Genomic DNA, 23,335 nt, shown 5'->3' on the forward strand with positions numbered 1-23,335 from the left:
GTCGGCGCCCGCGGGGCCCCGGCAACCCGCCCCAGACGATGCGGCCCCGCCCTCCGTCGCCGCGCCGGGGACGAACCAGCCGCAGCCCGTGACCCCTACGGCGCCGCAGCCCAGCCCGTCCACCCCTGGCACCGTCACCGCGCCGGACAACGGCATCGGCGGCCCCGGCCGCTGCGTCGACCCCGCGTCGCCGGGCGTGCGCAGCGCGCTGGCCGGACTGGGCGAGGGCTGGGTGGCGGACCGCGCCTCGACCGACCAGCCGGGCAGCTGCGGACAGCTGCTCTGGGTGCGCGCCGTGGGCGGGGTATCCGCGGGCGCGCCCATCCACGTGCTGTTCTTCCACGACGGAAAGTACCTGGGCACAGCCACTTTCGAGCCCTACGCGTTCACGCACGTGGCAGGCTCGAACGGCGACTCGGTCACCGTGCAGTACAAGTGGCTGGTCGCCGACGAGCCGTTCGCCGCGCCGCAGGGCGGTCCCGTGTCGATTACCTACACATGGACCGGCTCGGGGGTCGCCATGAGCGAGCCGCTGCCGGAGGAGGTCACCCATCCGCACCGTTAGCGGCCGTCGCTAGGCCCTGTCTCGAGGTCCGGCGGGATGCCTCCGTGGATCGGATCGTCGCCTGGCAAGGCGGAGGAGGAGCCACCTAGGGCTGGTACTGGACGTCCGGCGCGAGGAGATCCGAACGGAGCGTCGGCATGCCCTCCGGCACGCCCTCGGTGATTCGCGTTGCCAGCAGGTTCGTGTCGAGATGGCGCTCCATCAGGTCCGCGAGCAGGTCGAGTTGGGCGGCGCGCACGGCGGAGACCGAAGTACCTTCGGCGACGCGGAAACCCGTGCGCCGCGCGTGCCGCGCGACCTCGCGCAACCAGGCGCGCCGGAAGTCGTCGGACTCCATCAGCCCGTGCAGGTGCGTTCCCCAGACAGCGCCGCGCACGCTGCCTTCCGGCTCGCCCGCCGCGTCGAGCCAGGCCGAGTCACCGCTGCGCGTCACACGTCCGTGGTGGATTTCGTAGCCGTGCAACGGGATACCCGCGGTGCCGAGCGGCTCGGCTGGGTCCGGCCCCGGCGCGCCGCGACCATCAGTGCGGCGCAGCACCTTCGGCTCGGCGAACTCGACGTCCAAGTCGAGCAGACCGAGTCCGTCGATCGCGCCCGCCGCCGATTCCACGTCGTCGACGATGCGGCGGCCCAGCATCTGATAGCCGCCGCAGATGCCGAGGATGGGCTTGCCAGCCGCGGCGCGGTCGGCCAGCGCGGCGGCGATTCCGCTGCGGCGCAACCATTCCAGATCCGACACCGTCGACTTGCTGCCCGGCAGCACCACCAGGTCGGCGTCGGCCAGCCGGGAGGGATCGCGCACCCAGCGCACCGCGATGCCGGGCTCGCAGGCCAGCGCCTCGACGTCGGTGGAGTTCGAGATGCGCGGCAGCCGGACGGCCGCGACCGTCAGCCATTCCGTTCCCGCGGGTGCGGCCGGGCGACCGACCGGGGCGTCGGCGATCGTGCCGAGCGAATCCTCGGCGTCGATCCACAGATCCTCGGCGAACGGCACGACGCCGAGGGTGGGCCGCCCGGTCAGCTCGGTGAGCCGATCAAGGCCCGGCCGCAGCAGCTCGACGTCGCCGCGAAACTTGTTGATCACGAATCCCGAAACGAGCTGCTGGTCAGCGGGTTCCAGGACGGCGAGGGTGCCGAACAGATGCGCGAGCACCCCACCGCGATCGATGTCGCCGACGACGAGCACCGGCAGCCGCGCGGCCTCGGCCAGACCCATATTGGCCAGATCGGTGGCGCGCAGGTTGATCTCGGCGGGCGATCCGGCGCCTTCGCAGATGACCACGTCGAATTCGGCTCGCAGCGCGGCGAGTTCGGCGGCGACGACCGCGCGGAGCTCCTGCCGGTGTCGGAAATAGTCCGCGGCGCCGACGGTGCCGACGGCCTTGCCGCGCACCACGAGCTGCGAGCGGCGGTCGCTGCCCGGCTTCAGCAGGACCGGGTTGAAGCGCACGCTCGGCTCCAGACCGCAGGCGCGCGCCTGCAAGGCCTGAGCGCGCCCGATCTCGCCGCCGTCCAGCGTGACGACGGAGTTGTTGGACATGTTCTGCGCCTTGAACGGCGCCACCCGCACGCCCTTCCTGGCCAGCATGCGGCAGATGCCAGCCACCACAACGCTTTTCCCGGCGTCGGAGGTGGTGCCCGCGATCAGCAGCGCGCCCCTCATCGCGACCGCTCCGAAGCTCGGCCGGATCGGGCGCCGCCGCGCGCGGCGCTCACGGCAGGGTGAGGATGTCCGCGCCGGTCTCGGTGACGACCAGGGTGTGCTCGAACTGGGCGGTCCACTTGCGGTCCGTGGTGACCACGGTCCAGCCGTCGTCCCAGATCTCGTAGTCGATGCCGCCGAGGTTGATCATCGGCTCGATGGTGAAGGTCATGCCCGGCTCGATGATCGATTCCACGGCGGGCTGGTCGTAGTGCAGGATCACCAGGCCGCTGTGGAAGGTGGGGCCGACGCCGTGGCCGGTGAAGTCGCGCACCACACCGTAACCGAACCGGTTGGCGTAGGACTCGATGACGCGGCCGATCACATTGAGCGCCCGGCCGGGGCGGACCGCCTTGATGGCCCGCATGGTGGCCTCCTCGGTCCGCTCCACCAGCAGCCGGACCTCCTCGGCCACGTCGCCCGCGAGGAAGGTCTTGTTGGTGTCGCCGTGCACGCCGTCGATGTAGGCGGTGACGTCGATATTGACGATGTCGCCGTCCTCGATGACGGTGGAGTCCGGAATGCCGTGGCAGATCACCTCGTTCAGCGAGGTGCAGCAGGACTTCGGAAAGCCCTTGTAGCCCAGCGTCGACGGGTAGGCGCCGTGGTCGCAGAGGAACTCGTGGGCGATGCGGTCCAGTTCGTCGGTGGTGACGCCGGGCGCGACAGCCTTACCGGCCTCTTCGAGCGCCTGCGCCGCGATCGTGCCCGCGATGCGCATCTTCTCGATGGTCTCCGGTGTCTGCACCCAGGGCTCGCGCCCCTCGTTGACGGTCTTCTTCCACGCGTACTCCGGTCGCTCGATGGAGCGCGGCACCTCGCGGGTGGGCGAGAGCGTGCCGGGAACGAGTGGCTTACGGGTACGCACGGACATGGGACAAGAGTATCTGGACCCGGCCGGTGGCACCCGCCCGCCCGCGCCGGGGCGGAATAGAGCCGGACCGCAGTCCGTTAACCCTGGCACAGTAACTACGCACCGACGGGACTCGAACTGTGGAACTGGGACTGACGACGTTCGCCGAGCTGTATCCGGTCGGCGACCGGCCCGCGCCGAGCGCCGGGCAGCGCCTGCGCGAGGTGGTCGAGGAGGCAGTGACGACCGAGCGCGCGGGCCTGGACGTGTACGGCGTCGGCGAACACCACCGCGCGGACTTCGCCGCGTCGGCGCCCGCCGTGGTGCTGGCGGCGATCGCGGCGCGCACCGAGCGCATCCAGCTGACCAGCGCGGTCACCGTGCTCAGCTCCGACGACCCGGTCCGCGTGTACCAGGACTTCGCGACGCTGGACGGCCTGTCGAGCGGGCGCGCCGAGCTGATGGCCGGGCGCGGTTCGTTCACCGAGTCGTTCCCGCTGTTCGGCTACGACCTGGGCGATTACGACGAGCTGTTCGAGGAGAAGCTGGCGCTGCTGCTGCGGCTGCGCGAGGACGCGCCGGTCACCTGGTCCGGGAAGTTCCGCGCACCGCTGCGCGACGCGGTGGCCTATCCGCGCACCGACGACCGTCCACTTCCGGTATGGATCGCCGTCGGCGGCAGCCCGGAGTCGGTGATCCGCGCCGGGCTGCTCGGCCTACCGCTGGCGCTGGCGATCATCGGCGGCCAGCCCGCGCGCTTCCGGCCGCTGGTCGACCTGTATCACCGCGCGCTGACGGAGGGCGGGCACGAGCGGCAGCCGGTCGCGGTGCACGCGCACGGCTACGTGGCCGACACCGACGAGCAGGCCGTCGCCGACTTCTACCAGCCGTACGCGCTGGCCATGAGCACCATCGGCCGCGAGCGCGGCTGGGGCCCGATGACCCGCGAACACTTCGACGCCTCCCGCTCGCAGAGCGGCTCGTTGTTCGTCGGCACGCCGGACTATGTCGCCGAGAAGATCGCCGCGGTGCGCGACACGCTCGGCCTGGACCGGTTCATGCTGCACACCAGCGTCGGCACGCTGCCGCACGAAAAAGTGCTGCACAACATCGATCTGCTCGGCGCGAAGGTGGCCCCGCAGATCCGGTGAGCTACTCCGACAGTCGCGCCTCGAACGCGATCCGGTCGCCACGGTACAGGGCGCGCACCCGTTCGATCGGAGCTCCGTCGTCGTCGACGCTGCGCCGGTGCAGCAACAGCAGCGGCAGCGCCGTGGTGCATTCGAGCAGCGCAGCCTCGCGCGGAGAGGCCAGCACCGTCTCGATGCGTTCGGTGGCGGCGCCGAATTCCACGCCCGAGGCGCGCACCGCGGCGTAGAGCGAGGTCGTCGGGTCGTAGTGGTCGCGAAGGCCGGCGAAGCGCGTCAGCGGCAGGAAGGTGCTCTCCAGTCCGATGCGCTCGCCGTCGGCGAGCAGCACCCGCTCCAGGTGCATGACGGGCGTGCCCGCGGTCAGCCCGAGATCACGGGCGGTGTCCGCGTCGGCGGGGACGTCCTCCCAGGTGACCAGGATGCGGCCGGGCACCCGGCCCAGGCTCAGCGCGCCCTCGGTGTAGGAGCGCAGCGACAACGGCTGCACCATCTTCGGCCGCGAGACCACCGTCCCCCGGCCCTGCCGCCGAATCCGGCCCTCCACCAAGAGATCTCGCAACGCCTGCCGGACGGTCTCGCGGGCGACTTCGAACCGCACGGCCAGTTCGCGCTCCGAGGGCACGGGATCGCCCTCGTCCAGCTCGCCGATCATCCCCTCCAGCTCGGTGCGCACCCGATACGACTTCGGCAAGCGCTCCGGGATGGCCAATTCGGCGCTCCTGCCGAACGTCTCGCCGCGCCTGCCGCGCGTCACCTCCGTTGCTTCCATGCCCGACAGCCTACCCGCAATTGGTCTATACCAATTGTTAACCCGGCGTTCGCGCGGGGAACACCCATCGGTCTAGACCATTGCTCACCATGGGTCCCATGCGAGTGGTCATCATCGGAGGTGGAATTCTCGGCACCGCCCACGCCTGGGCCGCGATCCGTCGCGGGCACGAGGTCGTGCAGCTGGAGCGCGAGCCCGAGGCACGCGGCGCGACGGTGCGCAATTTCGGCCTGGTGTGGGTGTCCGGGCGGTCGGCGGCGGAGCTCGACCTGACCCTGCGTTCGCGCGAGCTCTGGGAGGAGATCGGCGGCAAGGTCCCCGGCGTCGGCTTCCGCCCGGCCGGATCCATCACGCTGGTGCGCACCCCCGAGGAACTGGCGGTGGCGGCCGCCGCGGCGGCGAGCGACAGCGCCGAGGCGCGCGGCTTCGACCTGCTGGAGCCCGAGCGGGTGCGCGCGATCAACCCGGCGCTGCGTGGCAAGTACCTCGCCGGTCTGCACTGCGCGACCGACGCCGCGGTCGAGTCGCGCCAGGCGCTGCCCGCGCTGCGCGCCTACCTCACGGCGACCGGCCGCTACACCTTCCACGACGCCACCGAAGCCCGGTCGGTCACCGACACCGGCTCCGGCACAACGGTTCTCGACGACCGAGGCCGCGCCTTCACCGCCGACCTGGCGCTGGTCTGCCCCGGCGCCGCGCACACCGGGCTGACCAGGGAGCTGGTCGGCACGATCCCCGTGCGCCGGGTTCGGCTCCAGATGATGCAGACCGCGCCGCTGGGCGAGCCGCTGACCACGGCGATCGCCGACGGCGACAGCTTCCGCTACTACCCCGGCTTCGCGGGACCCGAGGTGGACGCGCTCGAACGCGAGCAGTCCCAGACCGCCACCGCGGCCGAGCACAAGATGCAGCTGCTGTGCGTGCAGCGCCTGCACGGCGGCCTCACCATCGGCGACACCCACGAATACACCGAACCGTTCGCCTTCGACGTGGACGAGGCGCCCTACGAACACCTCACCTCCGTCACCGAGGAACTGCTCGGCCGCAAACTGCCGCCGATCGTGCGCCGCTGGGCCGGGGTGTACAGCCAAAGCGTCGACCCGGCCGCGATCGTCACCCGCGCCAAGGCCGACAAGCACGTCTGGGTGATCACCGGCCCCGGCGGCCGCGGCATGACGCTCGGCCCCGTACTCGGCGAGGACACCGCCGACCTGCTCGGACTCTGAGAGGAGCCATCATGCCGCACAACCCGATCGACCTCGCCGTCCTGGACATGGCAGGCACCACCGTGGCCGACGGCGGTCTGGTGCTGCGCGCCTTCGACGTGGCCGCGACCGCCGCGGGACTGGAAACCGAAGGGCCGCAGCGAGAACGGGCCCGGCAGTACGTGCTGGACACCATGGGCCAGTCCAAGATCGCCGTGTTCCGCGCGCTGCTCGGCGACGAGGACCGCGCGCAGACCGCCAACCACGCCTTCGAGGCCGCCTACGACGACCTGATCGACGAGGTCGACATCGCGCCGATTCCCGGTGCGGCCGAGGCCATCTCGGCGTTGCGGGCGGCGGGCGTACGGGTGGCGCTCACCACGGGCTTCAGCCGGGAGACCCAGGACCGGCTGCTCGACGCGCTCGGCTGGCGTGACATCGCCGACCTCACGCTGGCGCCCTCCGACGCCGGTCGCGGCCGCCCTTACCCCGACCTGGTCCTCACCGCGCTGCTGCGCCTGCGCATCGACGCCGTCGATCGCGTCGCTGTACTCGGCGACACCACCAGCGATATCGCCGCGGGCCTAGCCGCGGGCTCGCGCATCGTCGCGGGCGCGTTGACCGGCACGCACGACGAACCGCGGCTGCGCGCCGCGGGCGCCACCCACGTGCTGCCCTCAGTGGCCGAATTCGCCGAGCTGATCCGCGCCGAGCGCGCCTGAGTCCCGTCCCTCCGACAATTCGACACCCCAAGCGAAAGTTGCTCCCATCGTGCGTACTTCCCCCACGCGCCTGTCCCGCATCCTGACCAGGACCGCCGTGCTCGTCGTCGCCGCCACCGCGGTCGCCGCCACCGCGGCCTGCGGCGGCACGGGCTCCGGCGGCTCCGGCGGGCAGACGGTCACCGTCTACTCCGCCGACGGCCTCGACGCCTGGTACAGGACTCGATTCGACAAGTTCCGCGCCGAGACCGGCATCGCGGTCGACGTCGTCGCGGCGGGCTCCGGCGAGGTGGTCAACCGCCTCGAGAAGGAGCAGTCCAATCCGCAGGCCGACATCGTGGTCACCCTGCCTCCGTTCATCCAGAAGGCCGACGCCGCAGGGCTTTTGCAGCCACTGGGCGTGGACACCTCGGCCTTTCCCGCCACCGAGAAAGACCCGAACGGCAGGTTCGTCAGCCTCGCGGGCAACTATCTGAACTTCATCGCGAACAACTCCGTCGACGCCTCGAAGCTCACCTGGGAAGACCTGCTGAAGCCGGAATACCGAGGCAAGCTCCAGTATTCGACGCCGGGCCAGGCAGGTGACGGCACCGCCGTGCTGATCCTGCTGCAACAGCTGCGCGGCAAGGACGGCGCGCTCGACTACCTGAAGCGGTTGCAGGTCAACAACGTCGGCCCTTCGGCCTCCACCGGCAAGCTGCAGCCCAAGGTCGACAAGGGCGAGCTGCTGATCGCCAACGGCGACGTCCAGATGAACACGGAGTCGATCACCTCGAAGGGCTCCAAGTTCGGCATCTTCTTCCCCGCTTCGGCCGACGGTGCCAGGCACACCGTCGCGCTGCCCTATTTCATGGGATTGGCCAAGGGCGCCCCGCACGCCGACGCCGCCAGGAAGCTGATGGACTACCTGCTGAGCAAGGAGGTGCAGCAGACGCTCGGCCCGGACGCGTTCGCGGTCTCGGCCCGCACCGATCTGACCGGCGCGCCCGCCACCGGCTCCGGCACGACCCCGGCCGCACTACTGCACGGCGTCCAGGTCGTGCGTCCCGACTGGACCCAGGTCCTCGCCGGCCTGAACGACGACGTGGCCGCCTACGAGAAGGTCATCGGAGGCTGACATGACCCCCGGCGACACGCTCACCGAATCGTCCACCGCCACCGGGACGGCACGGACCGCCACCGACGGCGAACCCGCCATCGTGTTCGACCGAGTCGGCGTGCGGTACGGCTCCGGCCGCAAGACCACCGTCGCACTGGCCGATTTCAGCTTGCGCGTCGCCGCGGGCGAGACCGTCGCCCTGCTCGGCCCGAGCGGGTCGGGCAAGTCGACCGCGCTCGAGGTGCTGGCCGGATTCGTCCGGCCGACCTCGGGCGCGGTCCGGCTGGCCGGGCGCGACGTCACGCAGCTGTCCCCGGCCAAACGCGGCATCGGCGTCGTGGTGCAGTCCTACGCGCTGTTCCCCCACATGACCGTGTACGGCAATGTGGCCTTCGGGCTGAAGGCGCATCGCGTGCCACGCAACGCCCTCGCGGACCGGGTGAGCGAGGCACTGACCATGGTGGGCATGGCCGACTACGCCAAGCGGCTGCCGCGCGAACTGTCCGGCGGCCAGCAGCAGCGCGTGGCGATCGCCAGGGCGCTCGCCATCCGGCCCCCGGTGCTGTTGCTCGACGAACCGCTGGCCGCGCTCGACGCCCAGCTGCGCCAGTCCATGCTCGGCGAGTTGCGGCAGCTGCGAGAGGCGTTGCCGGACACCGCCATGCTGTATGTCACGCACGATCAGACCGAGGCGTTGGCCCTCGCCGATCGGATCGCTGTCATGCGCGACGCCCGGCTGGTCGACGTGGACACCGTCGAGAACCTCTGGCAACGGCCACCCAGCGATTTCACCGCCGCTTTCCTCGGCGGAGCGAATCTGTTGGCGTGCACCGTGAATCGGGTATCCGGGGGCACCGCGCTGGTCACCGCGGGCACGCACACGCTGCGCGCCCATGCGCCGGAGCCGGGCATCGGCAGCCTCCCTTGGGACCCGGATTCGGCCGCGCTGCTGTGCATCCGGCCGCACACGGTAACACTCACGACGGCGGCGGAGCGAAACGCATTGCGCGGCACGGTGATCACGAGCATATGGCGCGGCGCGTCGACGCGGCTGGAGGTCGACGTGGACGGATTGCCCGATCCGCTCGCCGTGGACGTACCCGGACATGCGACCGCGACACCCGGATCGGCGGTCGGCGTGCGATTCCCCGACCCGGCGGGCGTGCTCGTCCCGCGCCGGGTCGGTATCGAACCACCCACCACCACAGCGCCTTCCGATGGAAACGGAGCGCGGGCATGAGGGGTCCCGCGCTCGCGCCCCGCCGAACGGCCGCGCGAGGAGGAACGCGATGAGCGCGACACTGCTGGATCGCCCCGCGGCCAGTGCCGAACCCGACGCACCCGACACCCGGCGGCGGACCCGGCGCGCGGTACTCTGGACGCTGCCGCCGGTGCTCGTGGTGCTCCTCGTCGCCGGATACCCGATCCTGCGGGTGCTCACCGAGTCGACGGTCACCCCGGACGGGCGCGGGACCGAGGTGTGGTCCTCGGTCCTGGGTTCGGACTCGTTCCGAAACGCGTTGTGGCGCACCGTTTCCATCGCATTCACCTCGACAGCCGGGTGTCTCGTGCTCGGCGCGTTCCTCGCCGTCGTGCTGGCGTCCGTCCCGTTCCCGGGCTCGGCGCTGGTCGGCAGGCTGATCGACACCGTGCTGACCCTGCCGTCGTTCCTCGTGACGCTCGCGTTCACGTTCCTGTACGGCACGGCGGGCGCGGTCAACGCGCTGCTCGCCGACCTCACCGGCCGTGACACTCCCGCGCTGAACTTCCTGCACACCCCGCTCGGCGTGATCGCCGCGGAGATCACCTTCTTCACGCCGTTCGTGGTGCGGCCACTGCTCGCCGCCTTCGCCCAGCTACCCCGCGAACAGCTCGACGTGGCGGCCAGTCTCGGCGCCTCGCCGTGGCGGGTACTGCGCCAGATCGTGCTCCCGGAGGCGTGGCCCGCCATGGTCGCCGGCGGCAGTCTCGTTCTGTTGCTGACGCTCAACGAATTCGGCATCGTGCTGTTCACCGGCGCCAAGGGCGTGCTCACGCTGCCCGCGCTGATCTACACCCGCGGCATCGTGACCTTCGACCTGCCCGGCGCCGCGGTGCTCGCCTCGGTGCAGGTCGCGCTGTCGCTCACGCTCTACGCCGCCTACCGCTTCGTCTTCGCGCGCATGACCGCGCGGAAAGGACAGTGACCATGCTGGTGTGGACCCGAACCGGCCGCGCCGCGGTACTGGCGGTGTTCGGTCTGGTCGTCACGATCGTTTTCGTCGCCCCGATCGCCACCGTCGTCGCGGCATCGCTGGCCGGTAGCTGGACCGGTCCGCTCCCTTCGGATCTCGGCCTGGCCAACTTCCGGGAGGCGCTGTCGGGCGACGAGGCGGCCAGCCTGTCGGTGAGCTTGCAGACGGCGCTGCTGGCGGGCGCGGGCGCGCTCGTCGTCGGCACCTGGGCCGCGCTGGCCGCCAGGGAGACGCCGACCTGGTGCCGCAGGCTGACCGACGCCGTGTTCCACCTGCCCGTCGCGGTGCCCTCGGTCGCCATCGGCCTCGGCGTGCTCGTCGCCTTCAACGAACGCCCGCTGCTGCTCGGCGGTTCCCGGTGGATCGTCATCCTGGCGCACGCGGTACTGGTGCTCGCCTATGCCTTCAGCGCGGCATCGGCCGCCCTCGACCGGCTCGATCCTGCCTACCGGCAGGCCGCCGAATCCCTTGGCGCGGGACCTGTCCGGGTGCTCTGCCGGGTGACGCTGCCGTTGCTGCTGCCCGCGCTCGGCGCGGCGGCGGGGTTGGCGATCGCGCTGTCGATGGGTGAAGTCGGCGCGACCATCATGGTCTATCCGGCCACCTGGCGCACGCTGCCGGTCACCATCTTCGGGCAGACCGATCGCGGGGACGTGTTCGACGCGGCGGCCGGTACCACGCTGCTGGTGCTGGTCACCTTGGTGGCGCTGGTGCTGCTCGGCAGGCTGAAAGGCCGTGCGGCGCTGCGTTGATGCGTTCGGAGCGCTGTGTCGAGCGCGCCTGGGCGCTGTGCTGACTGTGCACGGGGCCCTGCGCTTAGCCTGCTCTAGGCGCGGCGGTGCGTGCTCTAGGCGCGGCGGTCCGTGCTCGAGGCTCGGTGCCGTACTGAAAGCAGCTGCGCTGTATTGGAAGCAGCTGGGCGAGGTCTCGACCGCTGTGGTGAGGGCGCTCGGGACGGTGCGACGAGCGCACTGCCGCATAGGATCACAGGGTGTCGCTGCTCCCCTTGATCTTCACCGCGGGCTGGGCCAGCGGTATCAACGCCTACGCCGTGGTGCTGCTGCTCGGGTTGTTCGGCATCACCGGACTTTCCGACGACGTGCCGGAGGGTCTGCAACGCACCGACGTGCTCGTCGCCGCGGCGGTGCTGTTCCTCGTCGAGGCGGTGGCCGACAAAATCCCCTACCTCGACACGTTCTGGGACACGCTGCACACCGTGGTGCGTCCGGCCGCGGGCGCCGTGGTGGCGGCGCTCCTCGCGGGTTCCGATGATTCGCTGCCGCAGCTGGCCGCGGCGGCGGTGGGCGGCACCGCCGCGCTGGTCAGTCACCTCGTCAAGGCCGGCCTCCGGATGGCGATCAACACCTCGCCGGAACCTGCCAGCAATATCGTGACCAGCACGCTGGAGGATCTCGGTGTTGCGGGCGTCATCACGCTCGCGATCTTCCATCCGATGGCCGCGGCCATGATCGCGGGAACGTTCCTGCTGATCGGCCTGACCCTGATCGTTGTGCTGGCCGGCCGGATTCGCCGCTTTCGACGTCGTCGGCGGGAACGGCGCCGAGCCCGCCTGCCGGCCGCGCAACCTGGCTGAGCCGAGCAAGCTGTGCGAACTCGTACCGAGTTCTACTCGGTCGGTAACTGGCTGAGCCGCGCGAGCTTCGCGAATTCCCGCCCGGCCCCACTCGATCGGGCAATCCGGATGAGCCGCACTGGCTTTGCGAATTCGTGCCAGGCCCGGCTCGGCCGAGCAACCATCGGGCGTGCCGCGCCAGTCGACCACGCGGCACGCCGGGCGGGGCGCCCCGTTGCGCCCGCCGTCACTACGGGCGGCGACGTTCGCGTCCGGGCGGACGCACTGGTCGGATGACATTCCGCCCGGGGACGTCGCCGTCGTGGCGGTGGCGCGGTACCCCGCCGGGCCGCCGGGAGCAGCTACTGCCCTGGCAGTCGACGGCGGCCTCCGGCCACGTCGGTTACCAGATCAGTGTAGCCGTCGACGAGTTCTGCCAAGTGGTACCAGTGTTTATGGGTGTTGTCACTGCGCGGCCCGTCGGCGTCGATCGCCTGGTTCGCTTTCACCCAGCTGCGCGCCATGCGGTCGACCACGGCGCCGAGGCTCTCGGTGTGCAGCGAGGCGCCGTTGCGGTGCTGCGGCACCTCCTGCGCGATCCAGTCGTTGATGTCGTCGACGAGTTCGCTACGTCGACAATCGATTTCGGCGACCAGGTAGGCGTCACGCACTTCCGCGCGCCGAGCGTGCAGCTCGGCGAGCGCATGCGCGGACCGTAACAGCTCGCGATCCTGGAAACGCCGTCCCTGAAACGCACACAGAATTTGCGGAGCCGTCGGCAGCACCCCCACCGTCGGCGCGCTCATGCCTTCGCCTCACTGACGCTCGGCTCCGGCATGTGCGATGCGCGCTGGCACAGGATTCGCTCACTGTGTTCGCTCATCGCCACACCCCTGATTCACCCGACACCAACCCTTTATGTACCAACATCATTGGCTCTCGATTCGGTAATCCCGGTCATCGGATCGGTTGTTCACACCTAGGCTAGCTGGATCATGCTCTTACAGATGCAAGAACACAATATTGCGTTCTCTTTGCTGCATCTGTTGGGTTCTTGCGGCGTTCTGCTGACCAGTCCTGCGCCTTCGTGACCTCGACGGCGCTGTTCGGAGAGGCGGAACAGCATGCGTAAGGGGACTTTCCAACCGCTGGTGCCACCTTCGGCAAACCCTCGGCAGAGTGTCTCGACGGCGCGCTCGCCCCTACCGCTTCCACTCGTCAAGTCCCATTCCACGCCGACGCGTCCTCGGACTGCCGCGCTGGAGGTTCGACCGATCGATGTCCGGGGCCGATTGGTGGCACAACACGTTCTGGCGGTGCTGGGTTGGGACGCCGAGACAGCACTGGATTGGCGGTTCGAGTCAGGGTGGATCGCGATCGTTCGGTCGGCGACTTCCCGGATTCGCCTGACTGATAGACGGCTGTGGCTGCCGGCCCAGGCGCGCTGTCGTCTTGGACTTGTCGCGAGGGACCGAGTAGCGCTGTTCGCCGATGTCGACGCCCAGCAATTGGCTATCTACCCCGCCGTCGTTCTGGAAGACCTGTTGCGATCGCACTCGAGGGCGGAAAGGACCGCTGAATGACGAGCACACGAACGCGCGCATCGGAAGCCGACATCGCCGCCGCTGCAGCGATTCTCGAACGCTTGAACGTCACCACCGACGATCTGATGGCCACCGTATCCAGGCCCACCGTCGTCGTGCCGACCTTCGCCGAGTACGCACCACGCGTGTATGCGGCGATGCCACCGACCCGCACCCGCGAAAACTACCGCTCCTACTGGAACAAGATCGCCGCCCTGTGGCCGGACCGACGTCTCGACGAACCCACGACCAGCGAACTCGCCGCACTGGTCAACCAGATTCGTCAGCAGCGAGCTATCCGACGTAGCGACCGCGGAGGAAAAGGGGTTGCCCGCGCGGCGGTCGACGCACTGCGTTGCCTATACCGGCACGCGGTCCGCGACCGGCTCATCGACGCCGCAAGCAACCCCACCACCGAACTCGACCGCAGCGCACCACCACGTCCCCACCGCCGAGCATTGCCCGACACCCTGCTCACCGACATCTATCGCGTCACCGCCGACGGTCCCGACCCCGAGCTTCACCAAGTACTGATCCGCTTGCACATAGAAACCGCATGCCGACGCGGCGGCGCGCTGGCCCTGCGGCCACAGGACCTCGACCCCACCGAGTGCTCGATTCGCCTGCGCGAGAAGGGCGCCACAGAACGCTGGCAACCCGTCTCGCCCACCCTGATGAGCGCACTACAGCACCTCGACAGCCAGCGTCGACCAGACCCCGACGACACACCGACCCACGCACGCAACGGTCGCCCCATCAGCAGCGACGCCAGCCAACGGCTCCTGCGGTATCGCAACGGCCACCCGATCACCATCGGTTGCTACGACGGGCTCTGGGGACGAATCCGCGCCGAGGTCCCCGCCGCCGACATCCTCGGTATCAGCACCCACTGGCTGCGGCACACAACGCTGAAGTGGGTCGAACGCAACTTCGGTATATCGGTTGCGGAAGCCTATGCCGGTCATGCCATTAACCACAGCCACGGAGCCACAGGAACCTACACGCGCGCTGAAATCGAAGAAGTCGCCGAAGCACTCTCCTGGCTCACCGGCGAGCAACACCCCCTCGCCCCACCCGCGGACTACGGCGCCGAGCGCGGCCTGCCCTCCTGGGCCGCCGCCTGATGAGGATCCCGGATGAGCGTGCGTCTCATCCGGGATCTTTCATGTTCATAGCAGAATGAGAGCCCCGCGAACAAACCCGGCCGGGCCGGGCACACACCGACTTCGGATTGACGCAACGTGCCGCGAGACACACTGCCGCCGAGGCAGCACGCGAAGGAACGGGTACTCCCGACTGTTGTCGTCGTCGTCAGAAGTGCCGTCGCGCCGACCTATGATCGCGAAGTGACCTCGGACGGAGATGCTCAAGTACAAGCTGTTGCGGCGGAGGCGTTCACCATGGCCTTTAGCGCTCGGGTGCAGATACGGCAGGGGTTTGCAACGCAGCATCTGTGGACGGCTAGGCACATGGCCAGGCTATGTGCTGAGCGGGAGGCTGAACTGTTGAAACAGGGGGTATCTTCTGACGTTCAGCACCGTTCGTACGCCGTGACAGCGGTTATTTCTGCTGTTGCGTTCCTTGAGGCCCATATCAATGAGGCATTCGCAGATGCCGCGGATGACAACCCCGTGGTGCGGCAACAGATTGCCAATGTCCCGCAGAACGCAGCCGATCTCATGGGGAAGCTGTGGGATGACAGGGAGGTGAAGGCGGGTGAGCGGCTTTCGATTCTGGCGAAGTACCAACTTGCGCTTGTCTGCTCCGGCAAGCCCATGATGGAGTCGGACCGCAATCCGTATCAACACGCTAGGAAGCTCATATCGCTACGGAACGCCCTTGTCCACTTCAAGATTGAGTGGCAGTGGCACGACGTCGCGTACAAGCTTGAGAAGGAATTGAAGCCAGCAGGATTCCAAGAGAATCAGCTCCACATCGGCGCGCCGTGGTACCCGAATAAGTGCCTTGGCGCTGGGTGCGCCCAATGGGCTTGTGACACAGCGCATTCGTTCGTGTCGGCCTGGCGGAATCAAATGGACATCGTCCGGGCCCATGACGAGGATTTGGCGAGCTGGGCAGCTCCCTAGCGACTGTGGACCGGCGCCTTCGGTGCCAGCACGTTGGCAACCCTGGTTTGGCTGGAAGCTGCTCAGCAGTGTCGCGGTGTAGACTCCGCTTCGGCATACTTCATGAACTGCCTCAGCCAGCAGGCCAGGCAGGAAACTCAAGACCTTTGAGTTGTGCGGTGCGTGGCCAAGCCAAGGCCGGATTTTTCTCGCATGACTGGTCCTTCTGAAAGGAACAGTCATGTCCTATCTGTCGGATGCCGGGTGGCTCATCGCAATCGGCCTCATCGTCCAGTCGAGTTTGCGTTTGCTGACTGCCCTGCTGCTTGGCCTGTTTGGTCTGAGGAAGGCGTTCCGAGGCGATGTCGTTGAGGTACTCCATGCGGCAGCAGCGTTGATCCGGCAACGGAAATAGTCAGCGGTAAGTGCCAGTAGGGCCTCGCGATTCGCCCTGGGGTGGGTGGGTCTGCGCTATAGGGGGCGGGCTACCCCGCCCGCTCCTCGGCCGACGACACCGCGAACTGTCGTCGGTCGTGTCGTCAACGGCGCTCGTGAGAGATTCGGAAATGACGAAGGCCAGGTCCGGAAACTTTCCGTACCTGGCCTTTTGTGCGAGCGGAGCTGAGGGGACTCGAACCCCCGACCCTAGCTCCCGAAAATCCCTGGTCAGTGACCTGAGATCGGCTTAGATCTGCTGCTCACCTGCCGTTTCACGACACGTCACTGCATTTCACGACCGAAAGTAGCGGCTTTGTGGTGACGGCGTCAACAGCGCAGGTCAGCGACCACTTCGTTCCATCGGCTGTGGCACCGTCCCCACCGATCTGGTGACGGCGTCACCACCTCAACAACTCCCGTGAGGGTTGGATCTCGGGCGGCAAGCGCTTCTCTTGCGTTCGCCGCGAGGCGCTGTTCGAGTGGGAATCTTCCGAAGGGTCGAACTGGCGATCTGAAGGCGGTCGAGGACGCCGCACCGCAGCACAAGGCGTCTGCGGACAACATGTCGAAGCGCCGGACCTCGTGCTGGGTCGACGTTGAGCGAGGTCTCGGCATGACATCTGGAAGGAGCAACTGATGCACTCGAACGCGATTCTCTCTCGACAGCGGTTGGTTGACGGTGTTGGATGTCCTGCAGAGCTTCTATCGCAGGCATCCACACCACACGCAGTCCGCGACGGCGGTCAGGCTTGGGAGGGGCGCACCCGCATGGATATTGACATCTCCTGTCCCAATTGCGGTCAGATCGACTTCGTCCAGAGCGTGCCCGCACTGCACGCCGGTGGGGTATCGACCAGCTACGGCACGAACCTCTACTCCGGAATCGGGGTCAGTTCCGCTGGGTTGGTCCCTGTAATCGGCACAGCGACTGTTGAGCGCACCCACACCACCGCCCTAGCCCGAAGCCTCGCCCGGGAGCCTTCCCAGCAGCCGTCCGGGCGCCTCACCGTGGTCGGTCTGCTACTGCTACTCCCTGCGCTGATCCTTCTCGCGCCAGCTATTGGCGCGATCGTGATGACACACCCGCAGGCGCGAACCTTAGGCACCTGGATCGGTGCTCTCTTCATGGTTGTTGTGGTTGCTATCCCGGGATCGCTGGTAATGGGCGCGGTCATTGCGCGTGATCTGCACAACGCCAAGATCAGACGCGGTCGTCCCAGAGCGCACACCGTATGGCAAGCCGGGTTCTACTGCCACCGCTGTGGCGTCGCGTACTGGCCCCATTCTCCCGCTCCGAATGTTCCGGCGAGGCAGCCGTTTACGCCCCCGCAGTTTCGCTGGTTCGTATGGAACGCCGGTGGCTACAACAATGTGTAGCTCCAAGATTCTCGGACTCAGGCGCCACACGGCTCTCCCGCTAGTCGGGCAAGCCGACGTTAGTGGCGTCGATCTCGAGACGCAGCCCGCGCCAGCTGGGATGCCGTAAGGCACCGACGTACTCGCGTTATTCGACTGTTCCCACGAGCCTTGGTTCTACCCACCGCGTGGAGACTGCCCGATGCCGCGATGTGGGCACGCCGAACGGGGACTCCGCTGCGGCAAAACCGGCAAGCCGATCACGCAGGGCGCGCCGAGCAGCGACACTGAAACCGGTGCCGACATGTCCGACGTAGACCAGACGGCTGGTTTCGTCGTAGGCACCGAGCACGAGCAGGCGCGGGAACGACGGCGCTCCGGTGGCCGGGTCGGGAGCGACAACTTCTCCGTCCAAGATCAACTCTTTCCTCCGAGCGGACTCGGCGATGGCCGGGAACAACTCAGGGAACGATGCGGTGACCTTGTTGCGGTTGCGGCTGTAGAAATCGACGCACCCACCCTAGGTCCGGCAAATGGTTCGCATGCCGTCCTATTTCATCTCGATCGCCCACTAACTGCGTCATTGGGGGGCGTCCGGCGGTTTGCCAGCATCAACTTGGGCACGGACACAAATGTCAGCGTAACCCGAGAAAATACCGACCTGTCGGTCCTTACGGCTAGGGTCACCGACCGTGGAGTTCAACAGCGGTGACCTCGTCCGGATCGGACGCGGCGGGGTAAGCGTGTTTCGTGTACTCGAACTCGGCGTCGACGGCGACCCCGGCAGGGCGCTGATCGAGGCCGTCGGCGAGCCCCGACCGGGAATCTATCCCTGGTCGATCCGGGTGGCGCACCTCGTGCCCGCCACCGATCAGTCCGCCGGATCCGAAACCGCCGATTAGAGGTCAGTCGGCCGGGCATCGGCAACGCCACCACCGTTCTGGGCTGGCCCCGTGACTGGCGACGGCGACGCCTCTGTGGCCGTCGGGCGTTTCGGTGCCGGGGGCGCTGATCCAGGCAGGTTCGCCGCCGGGTTGGCTCCGCTGTGGGTGTCGGTGCCGGCGCGTGCGGCGGTGATGAGTTGGCGGGCTTGCTTGGCGGTGATTTCCAGCAGGTCGGCGACGTCGTCGTCGGTTTGGCCTTGATCACGGATCGCTGCCGCGGCGAGCGCTTGCTGGGCGCGGTGTGCGGCGATCTGTTCGGCGGTCCGCTCCTGCACGCGAGCGATCTGCTCGCGCAAATCATCGATCTCGTGGTCGCGGGTGGTTTCGCAGACGGTGATGGCCTCCCAGGCGGCGATGTATTGGTTGACCGCCGCGGTGATGAGTTGCTCGCGTTGCCGAGTTCGCTGGCGGCGGGCTCGGACTCGCTCACGTGAACGCTCCAAGCGGGCACGGACTTCCGGACGCCGCGGTGTGCGAGACGGTCGCTTCGGACGTGATGTAGGCATGGGCGAACTCCATGTTTTCCGGGGGCCCGTCTGCCTGATTCTCCCGCACCCGAGCATAGCGCAAGACCGCCAGAGGGCGGGCCCTCGGCTCACCGCACGCCCCGGAAGTCCCTCCGCCACAACGTCTTCAGCCACGCCGATTGCTGGCATCCATCGCCGCCGTCGCGGCGCGTGAATCCGTTTACGAATCCTGTCGAGCTCACGCTCGCTCCCCCTGACGCAGAGAAAGGCGGTCCCATGCCCACCCCCGCTGCCCCGACCCGACGAAGCGGTCATCGCGACTGCGGTGTTCAGCGGTTGCTGGTGCCGCGCGGTGCAGTCGATTTCGCGGTGGCGCCCGGGCCGGATCTGCTCAGCTACGACCACTGCGTCATCTCGATCAGCGGCGGCAAGGACAGCCAGGCCAGCCTCGACGTCCTCGCGGAGCGGTTCTGCCAGCTCGGTGTCCTCGATCAGGTCACCACCGTTCACGCCGATATGGGTCGCTCGGATTGGCCGGGCACGGTCGATTTGGCGCGAGAACTTCTCTGCACCACGCAAGCTGGCTCGTCGTCAAGGCTTAGCGGATTGCACCCACTGCGAGATCGCGTTGCCACGTTCGATGTCGACGGCCGCCGTATTGAAGGTGCCATCTGCGCGTAGAACGACAGCATCGGCAACGGCGAACCGTCCCAGAATGTCGACGGCCAAGGCATGCGCGGTCCGCACCTGCGCTTTCCAGCTCTCGGCGAGTTCTTCGAGGCTAGAGGTGGTGCGGGCGTCGACGAACTCGGCGTCGACGGAGATCGATCGCCGGACCTGTTCGTATGTCTCGATCGATCCTGGGGTCGGCGCGAGCAACACTGTGGGTCGAACCGTGCGAATGCTGGCGTCCTTTCCCGCCATGTGTAGGGGCAGGCGCAGTTGGGCACGGAATTCGCAGTCACCGGCGGCGCCGGAGCTGGCGGCGTGGTTGGCCAGCAGCGACACCATTGCGTGCAGGTTGAGTTCGAGGACGTCGAGCGCGAGCGGTTCGGGCCAGTCGCCGTGGCCGGCGACGGTCATTGCCGTGTGGGTGACGAATCCTGCTCCGTTGAAGTGAAGTTCGGCGAAGGTCTCGTTCAACTCACCACCGTAGGTTGTCGAGCGGGTGATCAACGCCCGCCGGACCCCGGGATAGCCTTCAAGGTGACTGCCGAGGAAGTAGCCGGGCATAGACGGCGTTGCAGAGGCCCACTCGGTCACTTCGTCGGTGATCTGCTGGATGGTGGCGGAGCCTCCGACCCGGTGCGTGCCTGGAGCGCTGGGATAGGCCGACAGAGTCAACCACGGTTGTCCGGTGGCGGTATTGATGTGACTGACGCCGTCGTCGTGGACCAGGTCGAGGGCCGCGGTCAGTTCGGCGCGGCTGACGAATCGGTCTCGGTAGCGGCGAGCGATTTCCGCTTCGGCCAGCCAGCGCGTGGTTGCTCCGTCACGCAGGTGGTAGCTGAGCAGCGTGCCATCGCTGTTCCGCATCACGGCGTGCGGGGCGTCAGCGCTGCGTGGCACCGAGATCACGTAGTAGCCGCTGCCCTCCTTCGCCGGGTCGGGTACCTCTTTGATGCGAACTCCGGGCAAGAACGGCCGGATCCATGATTGGCAGATCTGCTGCATGCTCTCGGCCCCCTTCGCCGGGAGCGGAACCGGCTTCAGTTCATCCGCCACCGAGTTCCGTTCGGCGATGCCGAGGATCAAGACTCCGCCGCTGGCATTAGCCAGGGCCGAGACATCCTTGGCCAGTTCTTGTTTGGCCTCGGGCGTCTTGCCGTAGAGGGCGCTTTTGAAGTCCAGATCCTCGGCTTCGGGCACCTGGCGATCGACCGCCGCAGCGAGGTGGTCCTTGGTGAGGGCATCGAACGGAGCACCGAACAAAGCGGTCAATCGCGGGAAGCTATGCATGACCGCTTATTGTTCCCGCCACACCCGGGGGATGAGGGAAAGTCTGTTATGTCGGTGTCGCGCCGGAACGGAACTGCGCTGTGGGTGTGACCGATGACTGCGTTCCAGGTCCGCAGCCCTGGCTCACGGCCCGCTTTGCCACCTGGCCTTGCGCGGCGTCGACCGTGAAAGGCGGTCCTGTACATGCCACCTCGGTCCACCCACAACCAGTATCCGCCGCGCGGCGCGGTCGCTGCCGCCGTTTAGTGGGGCGGATTGTCGTTGGCCCCAGGTCCTGATCTGGGCGACTACGATCTCGATCTCGGCCGTTCTGTATCCAGTGAGTGTTGTAGCTGAGAGGTGTTGGTAGCCTTCGTAGTTGAGGTGGAACTGGGTGCCCGAAGAGCGTTGGCAGATGTACGAGTACGCCCAGAGTCGCATGGCTTATGGTCTGGCCGAGTTGCTCGCGAAGGTGTTAGCGGAACCTACGACGATCTGTAAAAATGCACCGGCCTAGCGGTAAACGCACCCCCATATCCTGAACGAATCCCAACACTCGGCACTGCCAAACAGTGCGCTCGGATATCAACCGCCGCGGCGCGACTCTGCATCCTCAGCGAGCATGCCAAAGTGCGCTGCATATTGCGCAAAGACTACAGCTGCTACCGGGTATCGCCTATCTGTTCGTTGACGGGTCACGTCAGCCGTCCGCAGCATTGTCTCCACGCTGTGCACCCAAGAGCCGAACGCCATCATCAGTGCCGCTAGCCGGAACACCGTGATATGAGCTCGGGCGGGATTCTCCGGGTCCACACTGATGTTTCCGTAAAGCTCGCTAATCACCACCGAGACAATCAAAAGGCGATCCAAGCAACCGGGGTGCGAATCAGGAGGATCTGCCGTCCACTCATCACGAAAATGAGCAACCGAAACGAGCGCTATACCCGCTCCCTTTATAGCAGTTTCTAGTAGATTGCTCGAAGTCTTTTCTGGAACAAAGTGGCCGCACAGCATCAGCGTCGCCAACAAGTCCGCCTCGACCTCGCACCTCTGATCTTCGGACATCGCCCTAAACTTCTCCGATATCAGACTGTTCGCCGTGACCTCGCGCAGAATCTTGGCAACATCTTGATCCTTCCTGCTCGACATGTCTCGTGCGAGGTGATGACTGAGTTCGTGCGCAAGTATCCAGGCTTCCGCAGCCGATGCCTCACTCTCGGCGGCTCGACGAAAGTGGTCGCTCGGAAAGACCATCGGCAAGGAACCCTTCATCGCGACCAGGCCGCCAACTCGATACGACGCGATAGCTGCCTCAAAGTCAGACCGCATACCCTTCCACATCGCTTCGACCTCAGAGTCCGTCATCTGTTTGCCGACGTCTACGCTGTAAATGAAGGTCCCGTGTATTGATGCGTACGCGTACATGATCTGTGTGAAGTTTTCGGACATCGAGATCATTCCACCACGCAGATTTTTGTCCGCAGCGGCTGTATCGACGTCCGAAAACGTTCGTCCGGCGTAGATGTTCCTCAGACGAGCGCGCCATTTCGCGTGTGCCATTTCCACAATGTGAACAAGCATATTATGCAACAGTGGACAGTTCGATCGACTGTCCTCGGCGCACGGGTCCCATTCTGTGAGGTATTTCGGGATCGCCCGTCCGCTCGCAGTCTTGATACGATCTACGAGTACGGGATTTGCCCAGTAGCTAACCCTTGGCTCTTTGGTTCGATCAAAAAATAACCCACGTGAGTTCTTCAATCGCATCATTTCGGCGAAGTCACTACCCTTTCGTGCACCCGACGGGAAGGCACCCCTGCTGAAGACTTGTCTACGCCCGCCGCTCGTATCATTTGGAACGTCGCTTCGGCGCCGCTTCCTGGTGATAGTAGCGGTGGGGCGATACCGAGCGCCCACCCGCATCTCTCGCTCCGCATGATCCTGCTACGTGCCAACGGTTTGAACAGAGCAAGTGCCCATCGGAGATGGTCTTCGCCCCTTGCCGCATACGGCGGGTATTCGTCGCCGGATCACTGTTGTGGGGCATGGCCCGGAGTTGTGGGCATGGCCCGGACAACTTCCGCTACGACGGCACCGGCGCCGTCCTATGCCTGGCCGCGCCGTACCACCACAGCCTCGAAGTCATTGCTGCCGCGGCGATCCGGGCATACCGATATCGGTCTGTCCGCTACCCGACCGGGCCATCCGGGTGGCCTGTGCTCGTTTGCCTCGAAGGAAGGTGAGGGTGAGTTCGAGCCCTTCGATCTCCCCTCGCCAATTCTCGTCACGGGCGCGGCGCAGCCGGGCGATGAGGTCTTGCTCGAGTTCATCCAGTCGCGGCAGCATCTTGGGGTTGACGCTCAGCATCGGGCAACGTATGCAGGCTTGAGATGTAGCCAGCTCCATGTGAACCCCAGCATGCTGGGACGACTCGACCAACTCGAAGCCGACCTCGAAGACCGCAAACGTCGCGCCACCGCGCAAGGATGGATCGGCGAGATCGAAGGCATCGACCGCACCCTGGAATGCCTACGCGACAAGCGATCCGACGCGCAGCGACTGACCCGGATAACCCAAACCGTCAGCTTGGGGTTCCCCACGCACAAGCCAACCTCGACGGGTCTCACCCAGCCCGAAGGTCGCACACCAAGAAACCAAGAATAGCTGTAC

General features: G+C 67.0%; 25 protein-coding genes and 1 pseudogene. 18 read left to right on the forward strand and 8 right to left on the reverse strand.

Annotated features, from left to right (window positions below; all coding sequences use genetic code 11):
* The first annotated feature begins 88 nt into the window (after positions 1-88).
* On the forward strand, positions 89-565 hold the full coding sequence (locus AC3EO7_RS18230; protein WP_431969343.1) for an LppP/LprE family lipoprotein: 477 nt from the start codon (positions 89-91) through the stop codon (positions 563-565).
* Between the two features lie 85 nt (positions 566-650).
* Here AC3EO7_RS18230 and AC3EO7_RS18235 read toward each other — a convergent pair whose 3' ends face one another.
* Positions 651-2,228 (reverse strand): cobyric acid synthase, encoded by a 1,578-nt coding sequence (locus AC3EO7_RS18235; protein WP_435591837.1) that lies wholly within the window; start codon positions 2,226-2,228, stop codon positions 651-653.
* A gap of 49 nt (positions 2,229-2,277) precedes the next feature.
* A complete protein-coding gene (gene map, locus AC3EO7_RS18240; protein WP_435591838.1) occupies positions 2,278-3,141 on the reverse strand; it encodes a type I methionyl aminopeptidase in 864 nt (287 codons plus the stop codon).
* A 119-nt stretch (positions 3,142-3,260) separates the two neighbouring features.
* On the opposite strand from map, the gene AC3EO7_RS18245 reads away from it, so the two are divergent.
* Positions 3,261-4,271, forward strand: coding sequence for an LLM class flavin-dependent oxidoreductase (locus tag AC3EO7_RS18245; RefSeq protein WP_435591839.1), 1,011 nt, complete (start codon positions 3,261-3,263; stop codon positions 4,269-4,271).
* 1 nt (position 4,272) lies between these two features.
* Here the strand turns inward: AC3EO7_RS18245 and AC3EO7_RS18250 are convergent, their stop codons facing one another.
* Positions 4,273-4,923, reverse strand: a complete 651-nt coding sequence (locus AC3EO7_RS18250) for a GntR family transcriptional regulator (protein WP_435591888.1) — start codon at positions 4,921-4,923, stop codon at positions 4,273-4,275.
* A gap of 215 nt (positions 4,924-5,138) precedes the next feature.
* On the opposite strand from AC3EO7_RS18250, the gene AC3EO7_RS18255 reads away from it, so the two are divergent.
* From AC3EO7_RS18255 to AC3EO7_RS18285, 7 genes are all read left to right on the forward strand, one after another.
* Positions 5,139-6,266, forward strand: coding sequence for a TIGR03364 family FAD-dependent oxidoreductase (locus AC3EO7_RS18255; protein ID WP_435591840.1), 1,128 nt, complete (start codon positions 5,139-5,141; stop codon positions 6,264-6,266).
* Between the two features lie 11 nt (positions 6,267-6,277).
* Positions 6,278-6,967 carry a phosphonatase-like hydrolase gene (locus tag AC3EO7_RS18260; protein WP_435591841.1) on the forward strand — a complete coding sequence of 230 codons (690 nt, stop codon included), beginning with the start codon at positions 6,278-6,280 and terminating at the stop codon, positions 6,965-6,967.
* Positions 6,968-7,016: 49 nt separating this feature from the next.
* Positions 7,017-8,084, forward strand: a complete 1,068-nt coding sequence (locus tag AC3EO7_RS18265; RefSeq protein ID WP_435591842.1) for a 2-aminoethylphosphonate ABC transporter substrate-binding protein — start codon at positions 7,017-7,019, stop codon at positions 8,082-8,084.
* A 1-nt stretch (position 8,085) separates the two neighbouring features.
* Entirely contained in the window at positions 8,086-9,306 is a 1,221-nt protein-coding gene (locus AC3EO7_RS18270) for an ABC transporter ATP-binding protein (RefSeq protein ID WP_435591843.1), read from the forward strand.
* A 49-nt stretch (positions 9,307-9,355) separates the two neighbouring features.
* Positions 9,356-10,252 carry a 2-aminoethylphosphonate ABC transporter permease subunit gene (locus tag AC3EO7_RS18275; RefSeq protein WP_435591844.1) on the forward strand — a complete coding sequence of 299 codons (897 nt, stop codon included), beginning with the start codon at positions 9,356-9,358 and terminating at the stop codon, positions 10,250-10,252.
* 2 nt (positions 10,253-10,254) lie between these two features.
* Positions 10,255-11,052, forward strand: coding sequence for an ABC transporter permease (locus tag AC3EO7_RS18280; RefSeq protein WP_435591845.1), 798 nt, complete (start codon positions 10,255-10,257; stop codon positions 11,050-11,052).
* Between the two features lie 239 nt (positions 11,053-11,291).
* Entirely contained in the window at positions 11,292-11,894 is a 603-nt protein-coding gene (locus AC3EO7_RS18285) for a DUF4126 domain-containing protein (protein WP_431969363.1), read from the forward strand.
* Between the two features lie 341 nt (positions 11,895-12,235).
* Here AC3EO7_RS18285 and AC3EO7_RS18290 read toward each other — a convergent pair whose 3' ends face one another.
* Complete coding sequence (locus tag AC3EO7_RS18290; protein WP_435591889.1) at positions 12,236-12,595, reverse strand: DUF4254 domain-containing protein; 360 nt, start codon at positions 12,593-12,595, stop codon at positions 12,236-12,238.
* An 857-nt stretch (positions 12,596-13,452) separates the two neighbouring features.
* Between AC3EO7_RS18290 and AC3EO7_RS18295 the strand changes: the two genes are divergently transcribed.
* The 4 genes from AC3EO7_RS18295 to AC3EO7_RS18310 all read left to right on the forward strand — a co-directional run bounded on the left by AC3EO7_RS18295 (position 13,453) and on the right by AC3EO7_RS18310 (position 17,337).
* Positions 13,453-14,580, forward strand: a complete 1,128-nt coding sequence (locus tag AC3EO7_RS18295; protein WP_435591846.1) for a tyrosine-type recombinase/integrase — start codon at positions 13,453-13,455, stop codon at positions 14,578-14,580.
* Between the two features lie 222 nt (positions 14,581-14,802).
* Positions 14,803-15,543 carry a hypothetical protein gene (locus AC3EO7_RS18300; RefSeq protein WP_435591847.1) on the forward strand — a complete coding sequence of 247 codons (741 nt, stop codon included), beginning with the start codon at positions 14,803-14,805 and terminating at the stop codon, positions 15,541-15,543.
* Between the two features lie 220 nt (positions 15,544-15,763).
* Complete coding sequence (locus tag AC3EO7_RS18305) at positions 15,764-15,937, forward strand: hypothetical protein (protein WP_435591848.1); 174 nt, start codon at positions 15,764-15,766, stop codon at positions 15,935-15,937.
* 791 nt (positions 15,938-16,728) lie between these two features.
* Positions 16,729-17,337, forward strand: coding sequence for a hypothetical protein (locus AC3EO7_RS18310; protein WP_435591849.1), 609 nt, complete (start codon positions 16,729-16,731; stop codon positions 17,335-17,337).
* Positions 17,338-17,464: 127 nt separating this feature from the next.
* On the opposite strand, the gene AC3EO7_RS18315 is transcribed toward AC3EO7_RS18310, so the two are convergent.
* Positions 17,465-17,776 carry an ATP dependent DNA ligase gene (locus tag AC3EO7_RS18315; protein WP_435591850.1) on the reverse strand — a complete coding sequence of 104 codons (312 nt, stop codon included), beginning with the start codon at positions 17,774-17,776 and terminating at the stop codon, positions 17,465-17,467.
* 232 nt (positions 17,777-18,008) lie between these two features.
* On the opposite strand from AC3EO7_RS18315, the gene AC3EO7_RS18320 reads away from it, so the two are divergent.
* From AC3EO7_RS18320 to AC3EO7_RS18330, 3 genes are all read left to right on the forward strand, one after another.
* Positions 18,009-18,218 carry a hypothetical protein gene (locus tag AC3EO7_RS18320; protein ID WP_435591851.1) on the forward strand — a complete coding sequence of 70 codons (210 nt, stop codon included), beginning with the start codon at positions 18,009-18,011 and terminating at the stop codon, positions 18,216-18,218.
* Positions 18,219-18,361: 143 nt separating this feature from the next.
* Complete coding sequence (locus tag AC3EO7_RS18325; RefSeq protein WP_435591852.1) at positions 18,362-18,694, forward strand: hypothetical protein; 333 nt, start codon at positions 18,362-18,364, stop codon at positions 18,692-18,694.
* 309 nt (positions 18,695-19,003) lie between these two features.
* Entirely contained in the window at positions 19,004-19,408 is a 405-nt protein-coding gene (locus tag AC3EO7_RS18330; RefSeq protein WP_435591853.1) for a hypothetical protein, read from the forward strand.
* Here AC3EO7_RS18330 and AC3EO7_RS18335 read toward each other — a convergent pair.
* Positions 19,319-20,686 carry an AlbA family DNA-binding domain-containing protein gene (locus AC3EO7_RS18335; protein ID WP_435591854.1) on the reverse strand — a complete coding sequence of 456 codons (1,368 nt, stop codon included), beginning with the start codon at positions 20,684-20,686 and terminating at the stop codon, positions 19,319-19,321. The genes AC3EO7_RS18330 and AC3EO7_RS18335 overlap by 90 nt on opposite strands.
* 564 nt (positions 20,687-21,250) lie before the next feature.
* Positions 21,251-22,225: a hypothetical protein gene (locus AC3EO7_RS18340; RefSeq protein WP_435591855.1), complete on the reverse strand. Its 975-nt coding sequence runs from the start codon at positions 22,223-22,225 to the stop codon at positions 21,251-21,253.
* Between the two features lie 438 nt (positions 22,226-22,663).
* Between AC3EO7_RS18340 and AC3EO7_RS18345 the strand changes: the two are divergent.
* A pseudogene (locus tag AC3EO7_RS18345) lies at positions 22,664-22,782 on the forward strand (YnfA family protein); the annotation flags it as partial.
* Between the two features lie 25 nt (positions 22,783-22,807).
* Here AC3EO7_RS18345 and AC3EO7_RS18350 read toward each other — a convergent pair.
* Positions 22,808-23,032, reverse strand: coding sequence for a hypothetical protein (locus AC3EO7_RS18350; protein WP_435591890.1), 225 nt, complete (start codon positions 23,030-23,032; stop codon positions 22,808-22,810).
* 39 nt (positions 23,033-23,071) lie between these two features.
* Between AC3EO7_RS18350 and AC3EO7_RS18355 the strand changes: the two genes are divergently transcribed.
* On the forward strand, positions 23,072-23,329 hold the full coding sequence (locus AC3EO7_RS18355) for a hypothetical protein (protein ID WP_435591856.1): 258 nt from the start codon (positions 23,072-23,074) through the stop codon (positions 23,327-23,329).
* Positions 23,330-23,335: the final 6 nt, after the last annotated feature.

The sequence above is a fragment of the Nocardia sp. bgisy118 genome (assembly GCF_057708605.1).